General features: G+C 56.8%; 23 protein-coding genes and 1 pseudogene. 8 read left to right on the top strand and 16 right to left on the bottom strand.

Annotated features, from left to right (window positions below):
- Positions 1-478: 478 nt before the first annotated feature.
- Together KHQ28_RS14755 and KHQ28_RS14750 are read left to right on the top strand one after the other, a co-directional pair.
- On the top strand, positions 479-3,256 hold the full coding sequence (locus KHQ28_RS14755; RefSeq protein ID WP_211777626.1) for a flavocytochrome c: 2,778 nt from the start codon (positions 479-481) through the stop codon (positions 3,254-3,256).
- Positions 3,257-3,323: 67 nt separating this feature from the next.
- Positions 3,324-4,274 carry an FAD:protein FMN transferase gene (locus KHQ28_RS14750; protein ID WP_032419015.1) on the top strand — a complete coding sequence of 317 codons (951 nt, stop codon included), beginning with the start codon at positions 3,324-3,326 and terminating at the stop codon, positions 4,272-4,274.
- On the opposite strand, the gene dcuR is transcribed toward KHQ28_RS14750, so the two are convergent.
- Entirely contained in the window at positions 4,255-4,974 is a 720-nt protein-coding gene (gene dcuR, locus KHQ28_RS14745) for a two-component system response regulator DcuR (protein ID WP_004176303.1), read from the bottom strand. The two genes, KHQ28_RS14750 and dcuR, sit on opposite strands and share 20 nt — an antisense overlap.
- Positions 4,971-6,587 carry a sensor histidine kinase gene (locus KHQ28_RS14740; RefSeq protein ID WP_004183910.1) on the bottom strand — a complete coding sequence of 539 codons (1,617 nt, stop codon included), beginning with the start codon at positions 6,585-6,587 and terminating at the stop codon, positions 4,971-4,973. Before KHQ28_RS14740 ends, dcuR begins: the two co-directional genes overlap by 4 nt.
- A 155-nt stretch (positions 6,588-6,742) precedes the next feature.
- Here KHQ28_RS14740 and KHQ28_RS14735 point away from each other — a divergent pair, with 155 nt between their 5' ends.
- The 3 genes from KHQ28_RS14735 (at position 6,743) to mqo (ending at position 10,102) form a co-directional block, all read left to right on the top strand.
- Positions 6,743-7,099 (top strand): hypothetical protein, encoded by a 357-nt coding sequence (locus KHQ28_RS14735; protein ID WP_016529947.1) that lies wholly within the window; start codon positions 6,743-6,745, stop codon positions 7,097-7,099.
- 163 nt (positions 7,100-7,262) lie between these two features.
- Positions 7,263-8,183 carry an N-acetylmuramic acid 6-phosphate etherase gene (locus tag KHQ28_RS14730; protein ID WP_032105167.1) on the top strand — a complete coding sequence of 307 codons (921 nt, stop codon included), beginning with the start codon at positions 7,263-7,265 and terminating at the stop codon, positions 8,181-8,183.
- 308 nt (positions 8,184-8,491) lie between these two features.
- A complete protein-coding gene (gene mqo / locus KHQ28_RS14725; protein ID WP_076750587.1) occupies positions 8,492-10,102 on the top strand; it encodes a malate dehydrogenase (quinone) in 1,611 nt (536 codons plus the stop codon).
- Between the two features lie 160 nt (positions 10,103-10,262).
- Here the strand turns inward: mqo and KHQ28_RS14720 are convergent, their stop codons facing one another.
- Both KHQ28_RS14720 and KHQ28_RS14715 read right to left on the bottom strand, forming a co-directional pair.
- The gene (locus tag KHQ28_RS14720; protein ID WP_015958364.1) at positions 10,263-10,658 is read right to left on the bottom strand and encodes a hypothetical protein; all 396 of its coding nucleotides are present in this window, start codon (positions 10,656-10,658) and stop codon (positions 10,263-10,265) included.
- 2 nt (positions 10,659-10,660) lie between these two features.
- The gene (locus tag KHQ28_RS14715; RefSeq protein WP_032419483.1) at positions 10,661-11,839 is read right to left on the bottom strand and encodes a hypothetical protein; all 1,179 of its coding nucleotides are present in this window, start codon (positions 11,837-11,839) and stop codon (positions 10,661-10,663) included.
- A 652-nt stretch (positions 11,840-12,491) separates the two neighbouring features.
- Here KHQ28_RS14715 and KHQ28_RS14710 point away from each other — a divergent pair.
- Positions 12,492-13,418, top strand: coding sequence for a LysR substrate-binding domain-containing protein (locus tag KHQ28_RS14710; RefSeq protein WP_032419014.1), 927 nt, complete (start codon positions 12,492-12,494; stop codon positions 13,416-13,418).
- On the opposite strand, the gene mdcH is transcribed toward KHQ28_RS14710, so the two are convergent.
- From mdcH to KHQ28_RS14665, 9 genes are all read right to left on the bottom strand, one after another.
- Complete coding sequence (gene mdcH / locus KHQ28_RS14705; protein ID WP_032419013.1) at positions 13,408-14,310, bottom strand: malonate decarboxylase subunit epsilon; 903 nt, start codon at positions 14,308-14,310, stop codon at positions 13,408-13,410. The genes KHQ28_RS14710 and mdcH overlap by 11 nt on opposite strands.
- Complete coding sequence (locus KHQ28_RS14700; RefSeq protein ID WP_004152239.1) at positions 14,310-14,927, bottom strand: malonate decarboxylase holo-ACP synthase; 618 nt, start codon at positions 14,925-14,927, stop codon at positions 14,310-14,312. Before KHQ28_RS14700 ends, mdcH begins: the two co-directional genes overlap by 1 nt.
- A gap of 3 nt (positions 14,928-14,930) precedes the next feature.
- Positions 14,931-15,890, bottom strand: a complete 960-nt coding sequence (locus KHQ28_RS14695) for an AEC family transporter (RefSeq protein ID WP_023341493.1) — start codon at positions 15,888-15,890, stop codon at positions 14,931-14,933.
- A 136-nt stretch (positions 15,891-16,026) separates the two neighbouring features.
- The gene (mdcE, locus tag KHQ28_RS14690) at positions 16,027-16,827 is read right to left on the bottom strand and encodes a biotin-independent malonate decarboxylase subunit gamma (RefSeq protein ID WP_032419012.1); all 801 of its coding nucleotides are present in this window, start codon (positions 16,825-16,827) and stop codon (positions 16,027-16,029) included.
- Positions 16,827-17,660, bottom strand: coding sequence for a biotin-independent malonate decarboxylase subunit beta (locus tag KHQ28_RS14685; RefSeq protein WP_004143105.1), 834 nt, complete (start codon positions 17,658-17,660; stop codon positions 16,827-16,829). The genes mdcE and KHQ28_RS14685 overlap by 1 nt, the downstream gene beginning before the upstream one ends.
- Positions 17,653-17,952 (bottom strand): malonate decarboxylase acyl carrier protein, encoded by a 300-nt coding sequence (gene mdcC, locus KHQ28_RS14680; protein ID WP_004143106.1) that lies wholly within the window; start codon positions 17,950-17,952, stop codon positions 17,653-17,655. Before mdcC ends, KHQ28_RS14685 begins: the two co-directional genes overlap by 8 nt.
- Positions 17,953-17,969: 17 nt before the next feature.
- Positions 17,970-18,812, bottom strand: coding sequence for a triphosphoribosyl-dephospho-CoA synthase (locus tag KHQ28_RS14675; RefSeq protein WP_032419011.1), 843 nt, complete (start codon positions 18,810-18,812; stop codon positions 17,970-17,972).
- Positions 18,812-20,467, bottom strand: coding sequence for a malonate decarboxylase subunit alpha (mdcA, locus tag KHQ28_RS14670; protein ID WP_002903677.1), 1,656 nt, complete (start codon positions 20,465-20,467; stop codon positions 18,812-18,814). Before mdcA ends, KHQ28_RS14675 begins: the two co-directional genes overlap by 1 nt.
- A 224-nt stretch (positions 20,468-20,691) precedes the next feature.
- A complete protein-coding gene (locus KHQ28_RS14665; RefSeq protein WP_002903679.1) occupies positions 20,692-21,726 on the bottom strand; it encodes an AI-2E family transporter in 1,035 nt (344 codons plus the stop codon).
- A 442-nt stretch (positions 21,727-22,168) separates the two neighbouring features.
- On the opposite strand from KHQ28_RS14665, the gene kpnE reads away from it, so the two are divergent.
- Positions 22,169-22,531 carry a multidrug efflux SMR transporter subunit KpnE gene (gene kpnE, locus KHQ28_RS14660; RefSeq protein ID WP_002903681.1) on the top strand — a complete coding sequence of 121 codons (363 nt, stop codon included), beginning with the start codon at positions 22,169-22,171 and terminating at the stop codon, positions 22,529-22,531.
- Positions 22,518-22,824 (top strand): annotated as a pseudogene (gene mdtI, locus KHQ28_RS14655) (multidrug/spermidine efflux SMR transporter subunit MdtI). The gene kpnE and the pseudogene mdtI overlap by 14 nt, the downstream one beginning before the upstream one ends.
- Positions 22,825-22,867: 43 nt before the next feature.
- Here mdtI and KHQ28_RS14650 read toward each other — a convergent pair.
- From KHQ28_RS14650 to asr, 3 genes are all read right to left on the bottom strand, one after another.
- Entirely contained in the window at positions 22,868-22,984 is a 117-nt protein-coding gene (locus tag KHQ28_RS14650) for a hypothetical protein (protein ID WP_002903685.1), read from the bottom strand.
- A gap of 13 nt (positions 22,985-22,997) precedes the next feature.
- Complete coding sequence (locus KHQ28_RS14645) at positions 22,998-23,810, bottom strand: serine protease (RefSeq protein ID WP_002903687.1); 813 nt, start codon at positions 23,808-23,810, stop codon at positions 22,998-23,000.
- Between the two features lie 938 nt (positions 23,811-24,748).
- Positions 24,749-25,168: an acid resistance repetitive basic protein Asr gene (gene asr / locus KHQ28_RS14640; RefSeq protein ID WP_002903693.1), complete on the bottom strand. Its 420-nt coding sequence runs from the start codon at positions 25,166-25,168 to the stop codon at positions 24,749-24,751.
- Between the last annotated feature and the right edge of the window lie 157 nt (positions 25,169-25,325).

Raw genomic sequence — 25,325 nt, 5'->3', positions numbered from 1 at the left:
TTTATATATTGCGCTTTCAATGGCCATTGCAATTGATCAAGATCAAGAAAAGCCGGTGATTTCACTATTTTTTTATTATCAGTATAACCCTATATGATGAGGTGTTATTTTGGCGAAAATATCGATAGATGTTAAAAGAAAAATGAACAATAAATGCTGGAATTATTTTCTGTTTTAGTATCTTTATGATTTTATTGTATTTTTTGTTGTTTCCTTGTCATTGTTTATGTTAACAAAAGTATCCTAATTGTTATCACGCATTTGTATTATGTAAATGCTATTTATTATTTTAATAATACAATAGAGGTAGCGATGTTATTGCTGGGGTTAAATAGTTTTATAACTAACGTAATTGGTTTAGTAATTAAAAAAGGCGCTATATTATTGGCATGACAACAGGAATTAAAAAACCAAAACCATTAATGATTCCGTCACCCCATTCTGAGCTTTTAATATTTTAAAATCTGGAGCGTAACTTATGACCAGTAACGAACGTATTTTGCAGCCATTTACTTTACCAAATGGTACCGAGCTGAAAAACCGTTTGCTCATGGCGCCAATGACCACCTGCACCGGTTATTTCGATGGTACCGTCACCAGCGAGCTGGTGGAGTACTACCGCGCGCGCGCCGGAAGCATCGGTACCATTATTGTCGAGTGCTGCTTTATTGATGACTACGGTCTGGCCTTCCCGGGAGCGATCGGCATCGATAATGATGAAAAAATTGCCGGCCTGGCGAAAATCGCTGAGGCGATCAAAGCCGAAGGTTCAAAAGCGATTCTGCAGATCTACCACGGCGGCCGTATGGTCGACCCGCAGCTGATCGGGGGGCGCCAGCCGGTGGCGCCGAGCGCTATTGCCGCGCCGCGTGAGGGCGCCGCCATGCCGCGGGCGCTGAGCGGAGAAGAAGTGGAAGGGATGATCGCCAAGTTTGGCGACGGCGTTCGTCGCGCCATTCTCGCCGGTTTCGACGGGGTCGAAATTCACGGCGCCAACACCTATCTCATTCAGCAGTTCTATTCGCCGAACTCCAACCAGCGCGATGACGAGTGGGGCGGTAGCCGCGACAACCGCGCCCGTTTCCCACTGGCGGTGCTGGGTATTACCCACAAAATGGCCCGCCAGTATGCTGACGATGCCTTTATCATCGGCTATCGCTTCTCGCCGGAGGAGATGGAGGTCCCGGGGATCCGCTTTGACGACACCATGTATCTGCTGGAAAAGCTGGCCGCCCGCGGTGTCGACTATCTGCACTTCTCGGTGGGTGCCACCCTGCGTCCGTCTATCGTCGATACCAGCGATGCGACGCCGCTGATCGAGAAATACTGCGCGATGCGCTCTGACACCCTCGCCCAGGTGCCGGTGATGGGCGTCGGCGGGGTGGTGAACGCCGCTGATGCCGAGCAGGGCCTCGATCATGGTTATGACCTGATCGCCGTGGGCCGCGCCTGCATCGCCTATCCGGACTGGGCGTCACGTATCGCCGCCGGCGAAGAGCTGGAGCTGTTTATCGACAGCACCCAGCGTGAAGCGCTGCACATTCCGGAACCGCTATGGCGTTTCTCGCTGGTGGAAGCGATGATCCGCGACATGAGCATGGGCGACGCCAAATTTAAACCGGGGACGTTTGTTGAGACCGTCCACGATGACGCCAATGAGCTGGTGATCAACGTCAGCCTCGAAAATGACCATATTGCCGATATCGAACTGGCGGCGAGCCCGGTCCAGACCGTGGAATTCACCACCAGCTTCGAAGAGATCCGCGAACGTATTCTCACCGCCAATACCCCGCACGTCGATGCCATTTCCGGGGCCACCAGCCAGAGCGAGGCGGTGAAAAAAGCGGTCGCCAAAGCGATGCTGAAATCGAGTAAAGCGCTGGCGGCGGAAGAGGGCGGCAATGACGTCGCGCCGAAAAGCTATGATGTGGTGGTAGTCGGCAGCGGCGGCGCCGGTCTGGCGGCAGCCATTCAGGCCCACGACGAAGGGGCCAGCGTGCTGATCGTTGAAAAAATGCCAACCATCGGCGGGAACACCATCAAGGCTTCCGCCGGGATGAACGCCGCGGAAACCCGCTTCCAGCGCGTGAAAGGTATCGAAGACAGTAAGGAGTTGTTCTATCAGGAAACCCTGAAGGGCGGCCACAACAAAAACAACCCGCAGCTGCTGCGCCGTTTCGTTGAAAACGCGCCGCAAGCCATTGAGTGGCTGGCGGACCGGGGCATTATGCTCAACGACATTACCACCACCGGTGGGATGAGCATTGACCGTACCCACCGTCCGCGCGACGGGTCAGCGGTTGGCGGCTATCTGATTAGCGGCCTGGTGCGCAACATCACCAAACGCGGTATTGACGTCCTGCTGGATACCTCGGTGGAAGAGATCCTGATGCGCGGGGATGAGGTTAGCGGTGTACGTCTGATCAACGACGAAAAAGAGGTCATTGAAGTACAGACCAAAAGCATCGTAGTGGCCACCGGCGGCTTCAGCGCTAACAGCGCGATGGTCGTGAAGTATCGTCCTGACCTTGAAGGCTTCGTCACCACTAACCACAAAGGGGCTACCGGGAGCGGTATCGCGTTGCTGGAACGCATCGGCGCCGGCACCGTGGACATGGGCGAAATTCAGATTCACCCGACCGTCGAGCAGCAGACCTCGTATCTGATTTCCGAATCGATTCGCGGCGGCGGCGCTATTCTCGTAAACCAGCAGGGGAACCGCTTCTTCAACGAGATGGAGACCCGCGATAAAGTCTCGGCGGCGATTATCGCTCTGCCGGAACACTATGCTTACATCGTCTTCGACGAGCATGTGCGGGCGAAAAACAAAGCTGCCGACGAGTACATCGCCAAAGGCTTCGTCACCAGCGCCAGCTCACCGCGGGAACTGGCGGAGAAACTGGGGATGGATTACCATGCCTTCCTCGCCACCCTCGAGTGCTATAACGGGGCGGTGGAAAAACAGCATGATGAACAGTTTGGCCGGACCACCGCGCTGCGCGCGCCGATTAACGAAGGCCCGTTCCACGCCATTCGCATCGCCCCCGGCGTGCACCACACCATGGGCGGCGTGACCATTAATACCGATGGCGAAGTGCTGAATGTGGCGCAGCAGCCGATTCGCGGCGCCTACGCCGCCGGTGAAGTGGTGGGCGGGATCCACGGCGGCAACCGTATCGGCGGTAACGCGGTGGCGGATACCATCATCTTCGGTACCCTCGCGGGCCATCAGGCGGCGAAACGTGCCAGAGGATAACCTGTAACCTTGATCCTGCCGGGTTGGCGCTTTCGCCGCCCGGCTTGCCCCTTCTAAGGAGAGCCCGATGTCCGATAACCGCGTCTATAGCTACTCCGCCGTGTTGATGGGCTCGCCCATCCTGCTCAAACTCTGTTCCCACGATGAGGCGATGGCCTCCCGCGTTTTCCAGCTTATCAAGCGCTACGAAGACCTGCTTACCGTTAACCGCGCCGAGTCGCAGGTGATGGATATCAACCATGCCGCCGGGCGTCATCCGGTCACCGTCAGCCGACCGGTCTTTCAGCTGATCCAGTGCGCCAAAGCCGCCAGCATGGTGCGCGACAGCGCCTTTAACCTCGCCATCGGCCCGCTGGTGAAGCTGTGGCGAATTGGTTTTCACGGGCACAGCGTGCCTGACGCGGATGATATCAGAGCCCGACTGGCGCTGACCCGCCCACAGGAGGTGATCCTCGATGAGGCAACCTGCAGCGTGTTTCTCCAACAGCCGGGGATGGAGCTGGATCTCGGGGCGATCGCCAAAGGTTATATCGCTGACCGCGTGCGCGATTATCTCCGTCAGCAGCAGGTGGAGAAGGCGCTGATCAACCTCGGCGGCAATGTGCATACCCTCGGCGAATGGGCCATTGGCCTGAAAAAACCATTTGCCGACGCGCAGGCGCTGATCGGTTCCCTGACGGTCAACGGGCAATCGGTAGTCACCTCCGGGACCTACGAGCGCTATTTCGAACAGGATGGCAAACGCTGGCACCATATTCTCGACCCGCGCAGCGGTTATCCGCTGGACAACGAACTCGACAGCGTGACGGTCATTTCCGCGGATTCTTTAGACGGCGACATCTGGACCACGCTGCTGTTCGGCCTCGGCGTGGAGAAGGGCTGCGCAGCGCTGCGTCAGCGGCAGGATATCGACGCGATTTTCGTTACCAAAAATCGCGACATTATTCTCTCATCGCCGCAGCGGCTGCGTTTTGCGCCGCTGGACAGCGGCTATCGGGTTATTGACTGTACTGCTTAAGCAAACTGTACTGTTCGGCGACCAGGCGGTAGCGATAGACCGGCCGCCCGGTAGCGCCGTAGTGGATAGTGGTATAGAGAATATTGATCTGCGCCAGCCAAATCAGATATTTGCGGCAGGAAACGCGGGAGATATTCACCGCCGCCGCCAGCTCATCGGTAGAGAATTCGACATCCGGATGGGCGTCAATCCACTGGCAGAGTGTGCGCAGCGTTTGCGCGGTTAACCCTTTAGGCAGCTTGCGCGCGTCGCTGGCCTCCGGCGCGCCGCCGTGCAGCAGGCGGTCGACATCGGCCTGTTCGTAATAGGGCTGGCCGGTTATTAGCTTGCGCTTCTCCCGCCAGGTGGTGAGCGCCTCTTCAAAGCGCGGAAACTGGAAGGGTTTAATCAGGTAATCGACCACCCCGTAATGCATCGCGGTCTGTACCGTGGCGGCATCCGCCGCCGAGGTAATCATGATAACGTCGATGGCGCGCCCCGACTCGCGGATGGTCGGCAGGAGATCGAGCCCGCTGTCCTGCTGCATGTAGACATCCAGCAGCACCAGATCGATCTCCTGCTGCGGATCGTTAATCATCTCCTGGGCCTGACTGAGCGTCGAAGCGCTCCCGCTGCAACGAAAGCCGGGAACCCTTGCCACGTACAGGCGATTCAGTTCGGCCACCATGGCATCATCGTCAACAATTAAAACATTTATCACGCAGGTTTCCTTTTACTATCCCAGGGGAGATGAACAAAAAATTGGGTAAATACGCCGGGTTCCGATTCGACGGCGAGGGTGCCGCCGAGCTCGCGCAACTGCTGGTTGGCAAGAAACAGCCCGACGCCGCGATTCTCGCCTTTGGTGGAGAAGCCTTTGTTAAAGATAGCGTCGATGTTGTTCTCCGGGATCCCCGGCCCATCGTCGCTCACTTCACCGCTTAGCCAGCCGTCCTGGTAGTGCAGCAGCAGGCCGATCTCACCCTCCGCCTGGCCGCTCATGGCGTCCAGCGCGTTCTCAATAAGGTTGCCCAGCACCGTCACCAGCACCGTGACCTGTTTCTCGTTCGGACAATCCGGCACCAGGCTCTCCTCCGCCAGCGTCAGGGTAAAGCCGCACTCTGTGGCGCGCTGAATTTTACTTATCAGGAAGCCGGCCACCACCGGGGATTTAATGCGATGTTGAATGTCGCCGATGTCCGCCTGGTAGCGGTGGGCGGTCTGCAGCACGTATTCCTCGAGTTTGCCGTAGCTTTTCATATTCAGCAGACCGAGGATCACGTGCAGTTTATTCATAAACTCATGGGAGGTGGTGCGCAGGGCATCCACATAGCTCATCATGCCGTCCAGTCGCTGCAACAATTGGCTGACCTCAGTTTTATCGCGGAAGGTACAGATGGCGCCGACCACCGCACCCTGGCTGCGAATGGGCACTGTATTGCCGATCAGCAGCAGACCATTGCACCCCAGTTCGCGGTCGTACATTGGCTCGCCGCTCTGCAGTACGGTCTGCAGATCGTCGAGCAGGGGGCTGTGAACGAGAGTCTTATCCGGGCCGGAAAAGAGGATCTCTTCCGCCGCGGGGTTGATGAGATTTACCTCGCCATGGGCATCGACCGCTACCACCCCCTCCTTGAGGGCGTGAAGCATGGCCTGACGCTGCTGAAACTGGGTGGATATTTCGTGCGGCTCCAGCCCCAGCAGCACGCGCTTCAGGCCGCGAACCAGGCTCCAGGTGCCCAGCGCGCAGACCAGCGCGCTGAACAGGATGGTCAGCAGCACGTCCCAACGGCTGTTGGCGATCTGTTCGTCCACTTTACTCAGTGAAATGCCGACCACCACCACGCCGATTTGCTGATGCCGTTCGTTGAACACCGGCGTAAACACCCGTAGCGCCGGGGCCAGCACCCCGTGGTTGATGGCGACATTCTCTTTTCCCTGCAGCGTCGGCTGAATATCGTGGCCGATGAACGGTTTGCCGATGATTGAGCTGTCCGGATGCGAATAGCGAATACCCTGCATATCGGTGACGATAGCGTACAACAGGTCGTTGCGGCGGGTAATGGCCTGCGCCAGCGGCTGAATGATCTGCTGCTGCGGGGGCGCCTCCAGTCCGCGCTTCACCTGCGGCATATCGGCCATGGTGCGCGCCACCGCCAGTGCGGTTTCTTTCAGACCGTCGCGGGTGGCGTTGCTGATCTGCATATACCACAAGGCATACACCAGCAGCAGCACGGCGCCGATGACGCTGCCGATCATCAAGGACACGGCGGTGCTCAGCTTTAACGGTAAGGCGCGTTGGCGAACGCGAGGCGGGTGCTCTGAAGCCTTCATGACGACCCCGGGTAGATTCAGTGAAAGATTATTATCGCCGATAGCGCGGCATACATAAAGCCGTGTAATCAAAGCAAAAGGCCGCTTTTGCTACGGCAGACTCCTTCTGCGCGCGGTACACTGCGGCTTTTCGCCACAGGCTTAAGGGAGACACTATGGAACTGGCTTCTCTGGTCCGGGATATCCTCCGGCAGCGGCACGTTGAACGTCTGGCGCAGCATCGTGAACAGGATAATGAAGCGGAAGCAGAGTGGGAGATCGCCCGCTGGCGGCATCGCAGCGGGGTGGTGATCCAGCGCCGCTATGAGCTCGAGATCGCGCAGCAGGATAGCGCATCCTGCCCGGAGTGCTGGATTGACTGGCAGGTTATCGACGCCGCCGACCAGGAGATCAACCCGATGCGCAAACAGTTTTATAACCTTTGCCAGCAATCCTTCTGGCTGGCTATGCAGGCGGGTGGTGAAGATGAGACCTCAGACAGAATTGCTCAGATAACCGACAATCACCCGTAAACGCGCGTTGGGGACGGTAAACTGTGACCCCGACGGCGGTAAAGCGCAGAACATTCCACTTATAGTGGCGGCAGAGGTTAAATAGTCCTGATGAATATAAGGATATGCATCAGGCCGCTGATTTTGCCGAGATGCGCTTTTTCTGTCGTAAATGGAGGTTGTTATGAGCAGTTCGCTAACCGCGTCAATGCAGGCTCGTCGTCACCCGGAGACCACCCACATCGATCGCCTCGCCACCGCCGATATGCTGGCGATGCTGCATCAGGATGATAAGCAGATATCGGAGGCGGTCGGCGCCTGTCTGCCGGATATCGCCCGGCTGATTGATATCGCCACCGCGACGATAAGCCGGGGAGGGCGCCTGGTCATTATTGGCGCCGGCGCTTCGGGCCGGACGGCCATTGAGGCGGTCAGCGACTTTTCGCCGGACGAGAAACACGCGCTGGTGGGGCTGATTGCCGGTGGGCAGACGGCGGCGATGGCCGAGCGGGAGACTGCGGCGAATAATTATGACCTGGGCGCCTTTGAGCTGCAGTCGCTGGACTTCAGCAACCGCGATATGCTGCTGGCGCTGACCGTCAGCGGCAAGACGCCATGGGTGTGGGGGGCGATGCGCCACGCCTGGTCGCTGGGCGCCCCGATAGCGGTCATCACCCAGCAGCCGACCAGCGAGGCGGCGCAGCTGGCGGATATCATTATTGCTCCGCAGACCGGGCCGGAGGCGGTGGCGGGGTTAGCCAATCCGAAGGCTCAGTTGGCCCAGAGGCAGATCGTCAATATGCTGACAACCGGACTCGCCATCCGTGACGGTCGGGTGTACAGCAATTTGCGGGTGGACGTGCAGGCTGACAATTCGCACTGGGCGGAGCGGCAGATAGCGATTGTGATGGCGGCCACCGATTGCACGCGCAGTGAAGCAAAGGCCGCCCTGGCCAGCTGTCATCAGCACTGCCGCACCGCGATCCTGATGCTGCTCAGCGGGCTTGACGCCTGGCACGCGCGGGAGCTGCTAACCAAACATCACGATCATCTGCGCCTCGCCCTGCGTGAAGCCCAGCGTAGCGCTGTCACTCCCGCCCAGTAATCCCTTCTCTGCCAGGCGCGCGATGAGCATGCGCGCCTGGACTTTTGTAATTAAAGAAATTCTTATCTTTTATTTTACCCGGCAATAGATATTGAATTTTCGACCTTATTTTTTATCCGTCTTCGCTCTGTTTTTAAAATTGATTTTTTAAGTTAAATAACTGTTTGGTTTAAAATGTGAGAGTGTAAATGATATTTTAAAATAAAGTAAAAGTGCGTTAATATGCTGCCTCTTATGACCGTGTGCTACGTGATAATTCTATTATGCCTGCAATGAAAAAAACGATTATTTCCTTAACCGCATTAGCGATGTTCGTCAGCGCGGCGACGCATGCTGAAGCGGATACCTCGAAAAAAACCGACTTCCTGCTGATTGGCGGCGGGATCATGAGCGCCTCGCTCGGCACCTGGCTGCAGGCGCTGCAGCCGGACTGGGATCTGACCATGGTGGAGAAACTGGACGGCGTGGCGCTGGAGTCTTCCAACGGCTGGAATAATGCCGGTACTGGCCACTCGGCGAATATGGAGCTGAACTATACGCCGGAGCGGGCGGACGGGTCGATTGACGTCAGCAAAGCGCTCGATATTAACGAGCAATTTATGATTTCCCGTCAGTTCTGGTCGGCACAGGTGAAACGCGGTATTTTGCACGATCCGCACTCGTTTATTAATTCCACGCCGCATATGAGCTTCGTCTGGGGTGATAATGTGGATTATCTGCAGAAGCGTTATAACGCGCTGCAGCAGACCACCTTATTCCAGGGGATGAAATTCTCCACCGATCACGCGCAAATTAAACAGTGGGCGCCGCTGGTGATGGAAGGCCGCGATCCGCAGCAGAAAGTGGCAGCCACCTGGACGCCGGTGGGTACCGATGTCAACTATGGCGAAATCACTCGCCAGCTGATCGGCAGCCTGAAGAAAAATAACCACTTCACCCTGCAGACCTCCTCTGAGGTAACGGATTTCAAACGTAATGCCGACAACTCCTGGCACGTAACGATTAAGAATGTGCAGAGCGGGGAAGCGCAGACTATTGACGCCAAATACGTCTTTATCGGCGCCGGCGGCGGCGCGTTGAAGCTGCTGCAAAAAACCGGTATTCCGGAAGCGGACAACTATGCCGGCTTCCCGGTGGGCGGCTCGTTCCTGATGACCGAGAACCCGGCGGTCACTGCGCAGCACCTGGAGAAAGTGTATGGCCAGGCTTCAGTCGGCGCGCCGCCGATGTCGGTGCCGCACCTTGATGCACGTTACCTCGACGGTAAGCGCGTGGTGCTGTTCGGGCCATTCGCCACCTTCTCGACCAAGTTCCTGAAAAATGGTTCGTTCTTCGATCTGCTCAGCACTACCACCACCAATAACGTGCTGCCGATGACCCACGTCGGTCTCGACAACTTCGATCTGGTGAAATACCTGGTTAGCCAGGTGATGCTCAGCGATGATGACCGTTTCGCTGCGCTGAAAGAGTACTACCCGGACGCGCGTAAAGAAGACTGGAAACTGATCCAGGCCGGCCAGCGCGTACAGATCATCAAGAAAGACGCAGAGAAGGGCGGCGTGCTGAAGCTCGGTACCGAAGTGGTGGTCGATCAGCAAAAAACCATTTCCGCGCTGCTCGGCGCTTCGCCGGGGGCTTCCACCGCCGCGCCGATCACCCTGAACGTGCTCAAGCAGATGTTCCCGCAGCAGTTTAACTCGCCGGAGTGGCAGAGCCGCATTCACGCTATTGTGCCGAGCTACGGCCAGAAGCTGAACGGTAACGTGGCGCTGACCCAGCAGGTTTGGGATGACACCGCTGCGACCCTGCAGCTGACGAAACCGCCGGTGATCCAGATGCCAGCGGCTGCGCCTACCGCGACCGCCAAGCCGGCAGAGACGCCGCGCGAGGCCTCGCCGCAGCACGATATGGCGCTGTAAAAGCAAACTCGACAGTGAACAAAAGGGAAGACCATGGTCTTCCCTTTGCGACTGGCATCAGTTTGGATTTCGATAATTATTGAACTTCCTGGTTATTTTGTTAATTACCTGGGGGCAAGGTATTTTGATGCATGATGGCAACAGCACCTCATAAAATATCTTAAGAAGAATCTTCTGAATTCTTAATCCTAATCGTATAGGTTTTATCAAATTCTCCGCCTGTCGCGACATTTGTACCAAACAGTCCGCCAGATATTCGTATGGTGACGATCCCATGTTTTACGGGTACTCCCTGCACCCTGACACAATTATGCGCAGGAGAATCATTACAATAACTCAAAGTTAATCCGGTGTCGGATGGGGTTATTTCACCTACAAATCTTTCCTTCCCGTTTTCATCTAAAGCTGATACGGCGCCTCCCTTTATTATTATTTCGCTGGAATAAGCTTTTCCAACTGCTGCATCAGCAAGTGAGCTACCATATGGAGTAACGTCAGCATGTAAAACACAAGCTGACAATAAAGAGGTAATACATACAACGCTCAATTTTTTCATAATCACTTCAATGGCTTGAAAACCATTCCCCCAAAGAATCTGTTGAGAAAAAAACGCACATCTTTTCCCTTTTTTATCCAGTAAGTTGAACGGCCCCAAGAAAATAATTTTAAATTAACATATCCATTATCGTCTTGTGTTACAGAACTATCCCATACAACCCAGTGTGTAGGTAACGTTTTGTTATTTGTACTGCCTTCGAGCAGTCCGTCATTTATTAATGTGACGACTTTAAAGCCTTGCGCTACATACCTATTTAAATCTCGGATTCCTTGGACACCAGCTTGAGTGATTCCTACATTACTAAAGACCATTTCATAACCTGCTTTTTCAAACCATTCCGCTAGTGTGGGCCACATGGTGATACCTGCCACTGGAGAATCGAGAGCATCGAAGCTCAGCGCTGCATTCTCTGAATCCCTCAGGCCAGCAAGCGTTATCCAGTCTAGTCCTAATATTCTTGGCTGCCCATCACTGGTAAAAAACATACCCGTTGGATTTCTACATCCCTCTCCTGGTGAGATTGTCAGTGCGCCTATTTTAGTTTTTCCATATCGCCACAGTTCCCTGGCGGCCTGGGCATATACATCAGGACGGTCTTGTTGCAGACAGTAAAAGAATGCAGCAGGGCCGCACACGCTCGCTCCGGACTGAGAAGGATATGAGAGATTATAGAATCTGTCCTGAATTTCTGATTCTATCTTCTTTTTTTTAAACGGATCTTGCGGTGAACCTATGGGATACTCTCGCGCAATAAATGGACGTTCAGGAATAGTAATTCTTATCTCCTTTGTTTCCCCACCCTCGCTTGCAGGCTTCATTGTTCCTTTTGTCTCAAAATAACAGAGGTTCTCTCGCTTTACCGAAGACCAGGCGTTGCCTGATGCAAAGGCTTCAAGTGTGTACATTTTAGTGAATGGAACGGGGGTCACACAGACCGTATGCAACATGGTTTTGCGGTAAAGATTCATTTCCATAATATAAATTGTCGAGAGTGACTCATCTACATTTCCTGTCATGTGAGTTTGTGTTTCATAAGTTCCAGAAAATGGCTGTTGCTTCACATCTATCAGGCAATATTTATTCCTGCGAGAGTCCATACGATAAATACACAGGTCATAAAGCAAAGAATCTGTTGGAACATTAGATCTTATGCGTGTACTAAGCTTGTAAACTGCCATCATTAATCTCTCAATGTTTAAGTGGCTATCCTTGCCGGCATCATACAACATTCATATCCAACCCACATCCCCGTTTTTGATGGTACTGTACAATGTCTGAAGCAGTCGTTTCCGGGAAAGGCTCAACCTCATTATTTTCGTTATTTACATAACCGCCTGTCCGGGACGAAAATTAAGGTCAACCTTATTAAAAGATTATCTTTAACTTGATTTTGAGCGGCCTGATAGTCTTCACCTTAGTCTCTATTGATATCTCCTTGCCAGTAATGCCAATGTTGGCCACGCAATTGTCGGCGAAGCCGATCTCATTATCACCGGATTTCTGATGGTTTTGCGTACGTACAGCTGGTATGGGCCCGATAAGCGACCGGCTGTCGTGTTTTACAGGCACTGGGCACCTGCTCCGTGTCCAGGCTGGTGCAGGCGAGAGCGCGCGTTTTTTGCCCATATCTGCGTATCGTGAAAGTGATTACGCCGATTGCGGTCCGATGATCGGCGGACAACTGATAAAATTCACAAGGTGATACGTGATTTTTTTGGTTGCTGGTGGCATCGGTCGACAATAGTGGTCGCAATCAAAATAGTTTTCGTGGTTATTGTTATACTGGCTTGAATTTGTAAAAGAAAATTAAACCAGGAGTGTGGAAGGGCCATGCAAGAGGATATTAACCAGGAGATCACCTTCCGCAAGCTGTCGGTCTTTATGATGTTTATGGCGAAAGGTAATATCGCCAGAACCGCCGAAGCGATGAAACTCAGCAGCGTCAGCGTTCACCGCGCGCTGCATACCCTGGAAGAGGGGGTGGGCTGCCCGCTGTTTGTCCACAAAGGGCGCAACCTGCTGCCGCTGCAGGCGGCGTGGACGCTGCTTGAATACTGCCAGGATGTGATAAGTCTGATGAACCGCGGGCTCGAGGCGACGCGCAAGGTTGCAGGCGTCGGTCAGGGGCGGTTGCGCATCGGTACCCTCTATTCTCTGACCCTGGAAACCGTTCCGCGCATCATTATGGGGATGAAGCTGCGTCGCCCGGAGCTGGAGCTGGACCTGACGATGGGTTCAAATAAGATGCTGCTGGATATGCTGGAAGACGATGCCCTCGATGCCATCCTGATCGCCACCAACGAAGGGGAGTTCAATAATACCGCTTTCGACGTGGTGCCGCTGTTTGAGGACGATATTTTTCTCGCTGCCCCGGCGACTGAACGGCTGGATGCCTCACGGCTCGCCGATCTGCGCGATTACGCCGACCGCAAGTTTGTTTCGCTGGCGGAGGGGTTCGCCACCTATGCGGGATTCCGGGAAGCATTCCATATCGCCGGCTTCGAGCCGGAAATCGTGACCAGGGTGAATGATATCTTTTCGATGATAAGCCTGGTGCAGGCAGGCGTCGGGTTTGCGCTGCTGCCGGGGCGGATGAAGAAAGTGTATGAGAAGGATGTACAGCTGCTAAAGCTGGCGGAACCCTACCAGATGCGCCAGCTGATCTCTATCGTCTATTCGCACCATCGCGAGCGCGATGCCGACCTGCTGGCGCTGGCGGCGGAAGGGCGCATGTACGCCCGCAGTATTAATCGCTAAGCCGCTGCGCCAGATGGCGGGCGACGTCCAGGCCGCTGCGCTCCAGCGCAATGGTCTCCCCGCGCCAGCCCGCCTGGCGGGTCAGGCAGGTGAGTACCCCGCCGGGCGGCATCTCGATTGCCAGCCTGGCGTCGCGTTCATCGGCGGCGACCATCGCCTCCTGCCAGTGGACCGGGCGCGCCATGTTCATCGCCAGATCGTCGGCGATCCGCTGCGGATCCCACAGCACGCGCGCCGACGAGCCGCTTAAATAGGCGCGCTGAGGGCGCGTTAAGGTGACGTCGGCAAAGGCTTTTGCCAGCGCTGCGGCGGGTTTATCCAACAGCGCGCAGTGCGACGGCACGCTGACCGCCAGCCGCTGGACTTTACTGGCGCCAGCCCGCAGCGTCAGCTGCGCCACCTCGGCCATTGCCTCATCACGGCCCGCAATCACGAACTGCGTTTCGGCGTTCAGGTTGGCGAGATAAACCTCGTGGCCCTGCATCAGCGCCTCAACCCGCGGGCGGGTCAGGCCCATAATCGCCGTCAGTCCGTAACCTTCAGGATACGCCTGTTCCATTAAGTCCCCGCGCAGGGCCACCAGCCGCAGCGCGCTGGCGAAATCGAGCGCGCCGGCAATCACCGCGGCCGGAAACGCGCCGATAGAGAGGCCGCTGACCATCTGCGGATCCACGCCCTGACGCTGTAGCTCGCGCGCCCAGGCTACCCCGGCGATCAGCAGACAGAGCTGGACCGCACGGGTGTGTTGTAGCGCGTCGGCGCTATCGAGGGTATCGACTTCATCCCCCAGCACGGCGCGCGCCTGGGTGAGGATCGCCTCGCGATCGGGGAGCGCCGCCAGCATGCCGGGGCGCTGGCCGCCCTGGCCGGGAAAGGTAAATAAAATCTTCATTATTCCTCCCTGTGCCACGGCGTCGCGGTTAAGCGCGCGCCGCGGGACGTTTTCAGCAGCGCGCGCCCGTCGCGCAGCCATTCATTAAGGGCGAAGGCGCCGTACGGCGTTTCGACCTGGGTATCCGCGCGGCATGGGAGTTGGGCCACCCGGGTCTGCCATTCCAGCAGCGCCTCGCGGTCCAGCGGCTGTGGCGCGCGGATCAGCAGATCCAGATCGCTGGCCGCATGCAGCACCGGGATCTCGGTTGCCAGCGCGTAGCCGGTACTGCCGGTGACGCCCCAGCCCCAGGGCCAGCGGTGTAAGGTGAGGGCGATAGCCCCCTGGACCGGCGGCTGAGAGACAAAAGGCGAATGGAGTAAGACCTCACGATCAACAAGCATCTCCGGGGTGACGCTGCGCACGATATTGCGCGCCTGTACCCAGCCGGCGGCGCGCTGCTCGCGCTTCATACCCCGCACCCCAACCGGGACGCGGGCCTGGTCGTCAACGTCGCGCCTCACCACCACCGGCAGCGCGGCTCGCCACTGCTGAGCCACCCACGGCTCGGCAATGTCTTCCAGGGCGCTGGCGTGGTTTAACCAAACTAAATCGTGGGGACGCGGCGTTGCTGACATGGTTTACAGTCCTGAAGTCAAAGAGATAAACAGCGGTAGTGACAGGATACACAGAACCGAGCTCAACAGCAGCACGGCTTCAGCATCCGGAGACTGTACGCCGAAGCGGTTGCCGAAGACCACGCCGAAGAAGCCGGCGGCCAGGGCAATCATCAGGATCGCGGTAATGGCAATGGAACCGTGCAACCCAAGTAACATCACCAGACCCCAGGCAATAAACGGCTGCACCAGCAGTTTCACGATGGTTGATGTAGCGATCAGCGCATTGAGCTGCAGTTTACGCGCCGACAGGATCACCCCGGTGAGGAACAGCGCGGCGGCGGTGGCGGCAAGGCCCAGCGGTTTGATCGACGCCAGCAGCAGGTCCGGCATTTTAATGCCGATCGCGGAAAGCACCACCCCAAGCAGCGGGCCCCAGACGATCGGTTTTTTCACCGAACGCCACATCAGCACCGGCAGCATTGCCAGCGTAGAACCGCTGTTTTCTCCCGCGGCGCGGGCTTTTTCACGCTCCAGAATCAGCAGGCAGAACGGGGTCATCAGTACCGAGCCACAGGCGATAGAGACCGCCACCGACAGCGAGGTTGACGCGCCTTCACCGAGTACGCTGCCGAGGATCGGCAGACCTAACGCGGCATAGTTTGGCAGGGCGACGGTGAGGGTCAGCACCGCGGCATCCTGCGGCGTGCGTTTGAACACGCTGGTGGCGAGGAAGTAGATCGCGGCATAGGTGATCCACATCGCGCCGGTCAGCACCACCACCAGCGGCGACTGGGCGACGATCCCGGCCCACGGCGTTTGTACCGTGGCGCTAAACAGCGTGGCGGGTAAGGCAAAATCCATTACAAAAATATTAAGCAGCGAGACGTTTTTGTTATCTACCATCCCGGCCTTACCGGCCCAGAAGCCCAGCAGCATGATAACGAAAATCGGGGCAAGAGCATGAATAATCACATAAGTCATAAATCACCTGTAAATAAGATAGAGTACTGGCGCGATTGTTATTTTTTCTAAAAGCCGTCCCTACCCGGCGCGGTTATTACGCGCTCCGGGGGACGGCTTCCGGCAGGTTTTCTTCTACTACTTACGTACGAACGTCTTACCAGCTGGCGCGCATGCGATCGCGGACCAGCTGCGAGCTGCGGCGGTTTTCCGCGCCCAGACGGCACTTCAGTGAGGTATCGGTGCGCGCGTCAGCGATAGCGTCGCGCAGGGTACGGCTGACCAGCGACAGATCGCCTTCGTCTGGCGCATCCGGATGGTTGATATCGAGCAGGGCGGAGAGCAGGCCGAGCGTCGCATAGTTGCTGACGTCGTAGGCCATCGGCGGAATGGTAGCCGCCAGTTTCTCCAGCGCCTCTACCGTACGCAGCGTAATGCGCGCCGCCGATTCTTTACCCATCGCGTGGACCAGCACGCCGCTATCGTTAAAGGCGATCAGACGGTTGGCCTGGTAGCCATGGGCCAGAAACGCCCCGGACATCGCTTTTCCGACGATCAGGCCAATCACCGGGTGGCCGGCAAGACGGGCTTTGGCGTAGGCGCCTGCTGCACCGGCCAGGGCCTGGTGGATGCCAAAGGCTTCTTCGCGGCGGCCATAGGCCTGGCTCGGGACATCAATTACCGCGACGATCGGCCGTTTGACAGGCTGATCGGCGTCGGCGGCGATGGTTTCGTTGACCACTTTCGCCAGCGTCCAGCCTTCCAGCAGTCCGACTTCGCCGCCGGCGGCGCGCGGGTAGTGGTTGTTGGCGTCAGGCACCACGGCGATAAAGCGGACGCTTTCGCCATCAATCTGGCCATCTGCGACCTGCACCGAAGGGCACAGACCACTCATCAGCGGCGCGTCGGGCGCCAGTTTATTCAGCCACAGCGCGGCGCGGTTTGGGAACTGACTCATTATTTATCCTCCCGGGCAAAAAGCTGTTTAATCTGCGCGGTATCCGCCTGCTGGCGGGTGTCGAACTGGCTCAAGCGACGCAGATAATCGTCATAGTTGTCGCTGCGGTGCTGTACCGGTACGCCTTTGGCGATCGCCTCATTCATTGCGGTTTTAACGGCGTTAACGCCATCGTTAACCAGCGCGTCGACCAGTCCGCTGGCGGCGCGAATTTCGCCGCCGGTCATGCTCCAGATAAACGGCCGGTTGCGGGAGTCGTACTCTTCAATGCCGGCTTCCTGCTCGATAACCTGCGGGCCGTTGAGGCCGAGACGGGCTTCACGAGTGACAATGAGATAGCTGCACAGCGCGGCGGCGATAGACATACCGCCAAAGCAGCCGACGGTGCCGGCGATGATGCCGACTACCGGCGTGTAGCGGCGCAGATCGACAATCGCCGCGTGAATATCAGCGATGGCGGCCAGACCGAGGTTGGCCTCCTGCAGACGTACGCCGCCGGTTTCGAGGCACAGCACCGCCTGCGTCGGGATACCGTTGCGGTTATCTTCCGCCGCCAGCTCCAGCGCGGCGGCCATTTTGGCGCCGGACACTTCGCCCATACTGCCGCCCTGGAAGGTGCCCTCGATGGCAATCACCACCGCAGGCTGGCCGTTGATCGTGCCTTTGGCGACCACCATACCGTCATCGGATTGCGGGACGATGCCCTGGGCGCCGAGCCACGGCGACATAATACCGTCAAACGGATCCAGCAGTTCGCGGTAGCTGCCGTCGTCCAGCAGGGCGTGGGCGCGTTCGCGAGCGCGCAGTTCGATAAAGCTGCGATCGTTACGCATGAGCGGCCTCCTCAAAAACCTGTTCAATACGAATACGGGCGACGCCCGGCGTGGCGCCGAAGTCGTGGATAATCAACTGCCCGGCGGGCAGGCCGTTGATCAGGTTCAACCTGTCGAACAGCGCCTGCCAGCGCGCCTGGCTGTTATCTACTGAGGTGGTGATCTGTACGTTGAGCGTGGCGCTCTGTGCGGCGGTATAAAGTACTTCCATATCGCCTGAACCCACGACTCCTGCCAGCGCTCGGCCGCTCAGGGCGCGGCTGGCAGGAAATGACAATGTAATCTGTTCCATAACATCCTCTGAATGCGTTAGCCGGCAACTCTGTCGAGAAACAGGGTGGCGGCAAGGAGATCGGCGGCGCCTCCCGGCGAGGCGTTTTGCGCCAGCATGATTGCGTCCAGGCGGGCCAGGGCAGCGCGCCCGGCGAAACTGGCGCAACCGCCAGCCGCCAGCACCTCGCAAGCGCCTTGCTGCATGGCCTGCAGCCCGGCCATACCGGCGCGCGACAGCACGCAGGTATCGCTCAGCGAGGTCATGATGGCCATCAGCGCATCAAGCTGCGCCTGCGGCTCACTGGCGCCTCGCGCCCGGCTTTGCTGCAGTTGCGGCAGCGCCAGGCGGGTGATATGCGGGAAACCACACTGCGCTTCCTCGCGGGCGCCTGGCACCTGCCAGCGGCGGCTGGCGCGAAGCCCTTTACTAAAGCTTTTCGGCGCGAAGCCGTCGGGCAGGCGGGCGAGGGCGGCGGCGGCGGCGGCGATCGCCTGTGACTGACCCTCTCCACCCAACATCGCCACCGCGCTGACCAGCAGGCCTAGCGCCCAGATAGCGCCGCGGTGGGTGTTAACCCCTCCCGTCGCCAGCATCATCTGCGCTTCGCCTTCGCGGCCAAGGCGGCCGACGGTTTCGCGCAGCGCGATGTCCGCAGGGCGACGCCAGCTTTGCTCGGCCAGCGCGTGAAAGGTCGGCTGCAGGCTGCGGGCGGAGCGCTCCATCAGCGCCAGATTCAGGTCCTGATGCGCGCCGTTGCCGCGGCTATCCACCAGACCCGGTTTCGGGCTCAGACGGGCTTCGTCAATCAGACAGGCGCTGGCGGTATGCGCCAGCCAGCTGACGCGGCTTTCTGCGTGCAGGGGGGAGAGATTTTTCATTACCAGCTCCGGAATTTTGCCGGTGGGTTGTACAGTCCGTCGGACCACTCCACCAGCTCGGCGACGCTGCCGGCGGCCAGCAGGGAGCGGGTGGCATCGCTGCGGCGAATCCCGAGATCTTCCGGGTAGACCACTTTGCCGCTCTGACGCAGCGCGGCGACGCGTTTGGCGTCCACACCAAGGCCGATATCGGTGATCCCGGCCACCGCGGCGACCATCGCCCGGCGCTCTTCAAGGCTCTCCGCACGGTACAGGTAGGCGATACCCTCTTCGGTCAGGACGTGGGTGACGTCATCACCATAAATCATTACCGGCGCCAGCGGCATGCCGGAGGTTTTCGCCACCTCAACTGCATCCAGCGTCTCAACGAAGGTTGGTTTCACGCCGGCCTGGAAGGTTTCGACCATCTGCACCACCAGCTTTTTACCGCGTTGCATCGGGTCCGGCTCGGTGATCATATTGAGCCATGCCGGGGTGGCGTGGCGGCGACCGTGCGGGTCGTGGCCCATGTTCGGCGCGCCGCCGAAGCCGGAAAGACGGCCGCGGGTGACGGTCGAGGAGTTAGCCAGACCATCCACCTGCAGGGTTGAACCAATGAACATATCTACCGCGTACTGGCCCGCCAGCTGGCAGAAGGCGCGGTTAGAGCGCATCGAGCCATCCGGGCCGGTAAAGAAGATATCCGGGCGGGCACGGATGTACTCTTCCATCCCCAGTTCGCCGCCGAAGCAGTGCACGCTCTCCACCCAGCCGCTCTCGATGGCCGGGATTAAGGTTGGATGCGGATTCAGGGTCCAGTGTTTACAGATTTTGCCTTTCAGGCCGAGCTGCTCGCCATAGGTCGGCAACAGCAACTCGATGGCGGCGGTATTAAAGCCGATACCGTGGTTAAGCGACTGCACCTGATGTTCCGCATAGATGCCCTTGATCGCCATCATCGCCATCAGTATGTGTTCTTGCTTAATCAGGCGCGGATCGCGGGTGAAGAGCGGTTCGATAAAGAACGGCTTGTCGGCAACCACCACGTAATCGATCCACGAGCCGGGAATATCGACGCGCGGCAGATCGCATTCGTCGTCCACCAGTTCGTTGACCTGGGCTATCACAATGCCGTCGTGGAAGGCGGCGGCTTCCACCAGCGCCGGGGTATCTTCGGTACTCGGTCCGGTATACAGGTTGCCTTTGCGGTCAGCTTTATAGCCGGCAATCAGCGCGACGTTTGGCGACAGATCGACGTACAGGCGCGAGTAGAGTTCGATATAGGTATGGATGGCGCCGATTTCGAGCAGGCCATCTTCCAGTAGTTGCGAAATGCGCAGGCTCTGGGTGCCGGAGAAAGAGAAATCCAGCTTGCGGGCAATACCTTTTTCAAACAGGTCCAGATGCTCGCTGCGCCCGACGCTGGGCATAATCATATGCAGGTCGTGGATTTTTTGCGGATTAACTTCCGCCAGCATGCGCGAGAGGAAATCGGCCTGTTTCTGGTTGTTGCCTTCCAGCACAACCCGGTCGCCGGGGGCGAGCAGGTTTTCCAGTACGCTGACCAACTGGTCAGTCGGGATGACCTTACCTGGCATGTTCGCCTCGGCCAGCCGCCGCTGTTTTTCCGTTCGGCGACGGTTCCAGACCCGCCCCGTCGTTTGTTCGGCATTCATTAATAACCTCCTGATTCGACAAATCGTTTTGTTTGTCCTGGTGGAGATTAGTGTGCGACGCGAGGCTATGAGCATCAATTAAGCGCGGTGGCCGATCGTTAGCATCAGAGTAACGATTCCGCCGCAACGTTTGTGATGCGGATCAATAATACATAAGGCGTAGTGGTCTACGGAGAGCGTGTAGGGCAGGGAGCAGGCCGGCGAAGCGCCGGCCTGCGGAAGGACTACTGTTTACTGACATCGCTTAATAAGAAAGCGATACTCTGCCCGCCGCTGGTCTGCTCGAGGGCAATTTTGACGATAATCGTCAACGGCACCGAGAGCAGCATGCCAACCGGACCCAGCAACCATCCCCAGAAGATTAAGGACAGGAATACCACCAGCGTCGAGAGGCCCAGCCCGCGCCCCATGATACGAGGTTCGAGAATATTGCCGAATACCAGGTTGACGATCAGGTAGCCGGCCAGCACTACCAGCGCCTCGTACAGACCACCGAACACCAGCACCTGCAGGATCGGCGGAATGGCCGCCAGCACGGAACCGATATTGGGAATATAGTTAAGCGCGAAGGCCAGTAGCCCCCACATAAAGGCGAAGCGCACATCCAGCAGCACCAGCATGCCCCAGACCACCAGGCCGGTGATCAGGCTTATCGCAGTTTTCAGCACCAGATAATGCGATACGCTGTCGATGGCCCGCTGGATGGCGCCCATGCCTTCTACTGGTCTGGACATTAACTGCTGCAGCTTAGCGGGAAGCTGCGGCACCTCCAGCAGCATAAACACCACCGTCAGCAGCAGCAGAAAAATGGAGGACATGGCGTTCGACAGCTGAGTGAGCAGGCTGGTGACCAGGGTCATTACGGCGTTAGGGTCGATGTACTTATTGAGCTCGACCACCGAAACGGTGAATCCCATACGCTGCAGCCAGGGCGCGATGGTTTGCATCGGCTCATAGAGATAGTTGCGATACTGCGGCAGGGTGCGCGCCAGCTCGTTGAGCGAGGTCCCCAGCGAGGCCAGCAGCACAATGGCTAACATAACAATCAGGCCAATCAGTAGCGAGATCGCCAGCACGCGCGGCACCCGGCAGCGGACCAGGAGCTGGACCAGAGGATTGATGATCACCGCCAGAAAAAGCGCCAGGATAAACGGGACGATTATGTCCGCCGCAAAGCGAATGCCGGTAAGGATGATCACCAGCATGCCCAACATGATGACCATCTTTAATCCGTTAAGTGTAATAATGGGTTTAGCCATAGGATCCCGACCTCAAACTTCCTTGCCTATTAACAGGTTGCGTTACATTAGCATAATGACGCTTTTTTGCAGAACAAACGCATTGAAGAAAAACCGCGGCGTAAAGAATTGCAAAGTCTTTGAATTAAATGTAGCACTATGCTACAAATCTACCTGTGTTTAACTACTGAGGACAATTTTCATCCGCACCGGACGAGAAGCAACACCGCGGATAATTGTAATTTTATGGACAATCAGTTCAGGATGTATATTTTAAATCACCCCGCAGTATCCCTCACTTTTTCCCGTTTTGCCGGCGAACAGCACTGGCATTCGGCGCTATAGTCACCTTCTTTCTGCCTGAGCTGGCGCCAAGCGCACAGCGATATCTACGTCAGAAATTTTCCTGTTTACGTCTCGCGTAAACGGTAATGGATTATATTCTCAAGCAGGAGAAGGGATCATGTTTTATTGGATTTTATTAGCTTTAGCAATTATTGCTGAAATTACCGGCACCTTGTCTATGAAATGGGCAAGCGTGAGCGGCGGGCACACCGGCTTTATTTTAATGCTGGCCATGATTGCCCTGTCATATATTTTTCTTGCCTTTGCGGTTAAAAAGATTGCCCTCGGTGTGGCCTATGCGTTGTGGGAAGGGATCGGTATTTTACTGATTACCCTGTTCAGCGTGCTGCTGTTTGATGAGAGTCTGTCCCTGCTGAAAATAGCCGGCTTGACCACCCTGGTGATAGGGATCGTCTTAATTAAGTCCGGCACCCAGAAAAAAGCGTCTTCCAAGCAGGAGGTGGCCCATGCAGCAGTTTGAGTGGATCCACGCCGCCTGGCTGGCAATCGCCATTGTGCTGGAAATTATTGCCAACGTCTTTTTGAAGTTTTCCGACGGCTTCCGCCGCAAGATCTACGGCTTCCTGTCCCTGGCGGCAGTATTGGGCGCGTTCAGCGCCCTGTCGCAGGCGGTTAAAGGGATCGATCTCTCNNTTCGGTATCGCGGCGACCATCGCCGCCGGCTGGGTGCTGTTTGGTCAGCGTCTGAATAACAAAGGCTGGGCGGGGGTTATCCTGCTGGTAGCCGGCATGGTGTTAATTAAACTCGCCTGACGTCTCGCCGCCTGCAAAGCCAGGCGGCAAATGGAAACTTCCTTCACGCCTGGCCCCGCTGTAATTGTGTCAGGTGACGCTGAGGGCTGCGCAGGTTCACTGCTTTCGGCTGGCGGAAAATCATTTCCGCCAGGACGATGTCAATAATGATATTCTTCACCGGCCTCGGTCCATTACTCACCGGCAAGCGCCTCCAGCTTATCGCGAAAGCCAGTCACCGCAATGGCGCGATTGTCCGCCCGCCAGCGATCCTGCGGGCCGGGGGCCGAACTCTGCACGGCGATCACCTGCCAGCCGTCCTCCGTTTTCAGCAGCAGCGGCGAGCCGCTGTCGCCAGGCAGGGTGTCACACTGATGCGACAGTACGCTGGTTTGCGCCCACCCTGTCACGATGCAATCCTGGTGGCTGTAAAGATTATCGAGATGATCTTCAGGATAGCCAGACTGGGTAACTTTACGGTCCGCCGCCTTCAGCGCGGCGGTGAGATCGGCCTTGCTGCCCGGAAAGAGCGGGATCGGCGTAATGCCAGACGGAGCATAGCGCAGCACGATCAGGCCAAAATCGGACGGCGCCGCAGCGGAAGGGACAATCCAGCCGTCGCCATCGGCTTTCAGGCGTCTGCCTAAGCTGGGATCGACTCGCCCGTCAATGCCGTGGATCTCATAGACCCAGTTGCCCTTGCGGGAAATAAAGCGCAGGGCGACCGCTTTGTCCGGCTTGCCGCGCGGGGGCGTTAATAGACAGTGGCCCGCGGTCAGCGCCAGATGCGGAGAGATGAGCGTCGCCGTACACAGATTGCCGCTGGCGGTTTCCAACTGGCCAATCGCGTCCCACGGACTCTCCTCGGGGCGGTTCACCGCTTTGCGGTCATCGTGACCGAAAAACAACGTCTTAATATCTTTGGCGCTCAGTCCGCTATCATCGGCATGTGCGCCCAGAGGTAACAGATAAAATGAACACAGTAATAACAGAACGTCTCTACGCATATCACTCTCTGGGGAGGCTATGATGTCTATTGACAGTAGCAGGAGATTTAAGTTTTTGAAAGTAAACAATAATTCTAAACAGGCCAAACCGTATACCACATCAGCGCGCGGTGGGGTCTGGCGCTGGTAAAACCTCCTGATTTCAAGCGGTTAATACCAGTGTTCTGCTTGTGCTATTTCCGCAGAAAGTGGCGTCTTGCGCAACAAAATTCATGTATCAGAACGTACTGAATTCGGTTAATAATGCAGCAATTCATCCGTGGGATTATTCCTGGTTTGTCAGCATAATGCCCAAAAATAATACTTTTACCCACCAGATCTTCACCGGAATTCGCACTTCTTTACGCCTCTCGTAATTATTTTCAATGCGAAACATTTTCTCACCGAAAACGTTGTTACCGTCGCCCTGCCGTTGAGTAAATAGAGAGGTAGTACCGGCGATGATAGCCTGAACTCTATTTCCCCTGCGTTCGGAGGGCTTATGTCTAAAAAAGGTATTCGCGCACTGGTTTATGTTTCCCTGGTCTCAGTCGCTATCTGGGGCGCGACCGGCTATCTGGTGATGGAAGCCGTGCGTGCATTGTGATGGGCGCGCCACCCGGCAAGGGCCAGGCGTGCGACATATTACGACTAACATGTCTGGCGTCTTCTGGCGCCGGACATTTTTTTGCGCCGCAGAGAGTCACAGGATAATGGGAAGCGGGGAGCGGGTCAGCGATAGCCGCACGGTATTCATTTTAATGAAAAGCTGGTAGAAGCAGCAAAATGCGAGCGCGGGATAAATAATTAAGAGAGGAAAAAACGGGTTGCAACCACTGCGCATATAATTAGCAGGATCAGGATGAGCTCAAAACGATAGCGCCGCAGCATAGTGCTCTCCAGAAAAAACGGCGCTGAAACAGCGCCGATTATTAAGAAGGTTGGTTCGCCGGGAGGAATTATGCTGCCGGTTGTGCAGTCGGTTTAGCGGCCTGGTGTTTAGTGGTTTTGTGATGTTTTTTCGCTGCCTGCGCTTTCTGGGCTGCCGGTTTAGCCGCAGCTTTGTGATGCTTTTTCGCCGCCTGAGCTTTCTGCGGAGCAGCTGGTTTAGCTGCTACTTTTTTGTGTTTTTTAGCGGCCTGGGCTTTCTGAGCAGCGGCTGGTTTAGCTTCTGCTTTTTTGTGTTTTTTGGCAGCCTGAGCTTTCTGCTCTGCGGCCGGTTTTGCCGCGGCTTTGTGGTGTTTTTTGTGATGGGTGGTCTTGGCAGCCGTGCTGTGGGTGGCAGCCGGTGCCTGAGTGGTGCTTACTGCGTCAGCAGCGAAAGCGGCGGAAGAGAGACCCATAGCAGCGGCAACGACCAGAGCTAATACTTTTTTCATTCTGATATCCTCGAAAAGTTTTCTTAATTTCAACCCCACTGCGGGGCCGGTGAAATCACTATATGCTTGTCTTTTCGAGCTTTCCGTGAGTGTTTGGTATCGGCGTGTAACCGAATGTACAAGACGGGAACGACAGGACGCGCCGGGTAGCCCGGCG

This window comes from Klebsiella sp. 28, assembly GCF_018223905.1.
Taxonomy (GTDB): Bacteria; Pseudomonadota; Gammaproteobacteria; order Enterobacterales; family Enterobacteriaceae; genus Klebsiella; species Klebsiella pneumoniae.
This window is presented reverse-complemented; position numbering and strand designations above follow the sequence as displayed.

What these genes read in the sequence shown, in the direction of transcription:
- KHQ28_RS14755 (WP_211777626.1), top strand. Translation starts at nt 479, where the DNA reads ATGACCAGTAACGAACGTATTTTGCAGCCATTTACTTTACCAAATGGT.
- KHQ28_RS14750 (WP_032419015.1), top strand. Translation starts at nt 3,324, where the DNA reads ATGTCCGATAACCGCGTCTATAGCTACTCCGCCGTGTTGATGGGCTCG.
- KHQ28_RS14740 (WP_004183910.1), bottom strand. Translation starts at nt 6,587, where the DNA reads ATGAAGGCTTCAGAGCACCCGCCTCGCGTTCGCCAACGCGCCTTACCG.
- KHQ28_RS14735 (WP_016529947.1), top strand. Translation starts at nt 6,743, where the DNA reads ATGGAACTGGCTTCTCTGGTCCGGGATATCCTCCGGCAGCGGCACGTT.
- KHQ28_RS14730 (WP_032105167.1), top strand. Translation starts at nt 7,263, where the DNA reads ATGAGCAGTTCGCTAACCGCGTCAATGCAGGCTCGTCGTCACCCGGAG.
- mqo (WP_076750587.1), top strand. Translation starts at nt 8,492, where the DNA reads ATGTTCGTCAGCGCGGCGACGCATGCTGAAGCGGATACCTCGAAAAAA.
- KHQ28_RS14720 (WP_015958364.1), bottom strand. Translation starts at nt 10,658, where the DNA reads ATGAAAAAATTGAGCGTTGTATGTATTACCTCTTTATTGTCAGCTTGT.
- KHQ28_RS14715 (WP_032419483.1), bottom strand. Translation starts at nt 11,839, where the DNA reads ATGGCAGTTTACAAGCTTAGTACACGCATAAGATCTAATGTTCCAACA.
- KHQ28_RS14710 (WP_032419014.1), top strand. Translation starts at nt 12,492, where the DNA reads ATGCAAGAGGATATTAACCAGGAGATCACCTTCCGCAAGCTGTCGGTC.
- mdcH (WP_032419013.1), bottom strand. Translation starts at nt 14,310, where the DNA reads ATGAAGATTTTATTTACCTTTCCCGGCCAGGGCGGCCAGCGCCCCGGC.
- KHQ28_RS14700 (WP_004152239.1), bottom strand. Translation starts at nt 14,927, where the DNA reads ATGTCAGCAACGCCGCGTCCCCACGATTTAGTTTGGTTAAACCACGCC.
- KHQ28_RS14695 (WP_023341493.1), bottom strand. Translation starts at nt 15,890, where the DNA reads ATGACTTATGTGATTATTCATGCTCTTGCCCCGATTTTCGTTATCATG.
- mdcE (WP_032419012.1), bottom strand. Translation starts at nt 16,827, where the DNA reads ATGAGTCAGTTCCCAAACCGCGCCGCGCTGTGGCTGAATAAACTGGCG.
- KHQ28_RS14685 (WP_004143105.1), bottom strand. Translation starts at nt 17,660, where the DNA reads ATGCGTAACGATCGCAGCTTTATCGAACTGCGCGCTCGCGAACGCGCC.
- mdcC (WP_004143106.1), bottom strand. Translation starts at nt 17,952, where the DNA reads ATGGAACAGATTACATTGTCATTTCCTGCCAGCCGCGCCCTGAGCGGC.
- KHQ28_RS14675 (WP_032419011.1), bottom strand. Translation starts at nt 18,812, where the DNA reads ATGAAAAATCTCTCCCCCCTGCACGCAGAAAGCCGCGTCAGCTGGCTG.
- mdcA (WP_002903677.1), bottom strand. Translation starts at nt 20,467, where the DNA reads ATGAATGCCGAACAAACGACGGGGCGGGTCTGGAACCGTCGCCGAACG.
- KHQ28_RS14665 (WP_002903679.1), bottom strand. Translation starts at nt 21,726, where the DNA reads ATGGCTAAACCCATTATTACACTTAACGGATTAAAGATGGTCATCATG.
- kpnE (WP_002903681.1), top strand. Translation starts at nt 22,169, where the DNA reads ATGTTTTATTGGATTTTATTAGCTTTAGCAATTATTGCTGAAATTACC.
- KHQ28_RS14645 (WP_002903687.1), bottom strand. Translation starts at nt 23,810, where the DNA reads ATGCGTAGAGACGTTCTGTTATTACTGTGTTCATTTTATCTGTTACCT.
- asr (WP_002903693.1), bottom strand. Translation starts at nt 25,168, where the DNA reads ATGAAAAAAGTATTAGCTCTGGTCGTTGCCGCTGCTATGGGTCTCTCT.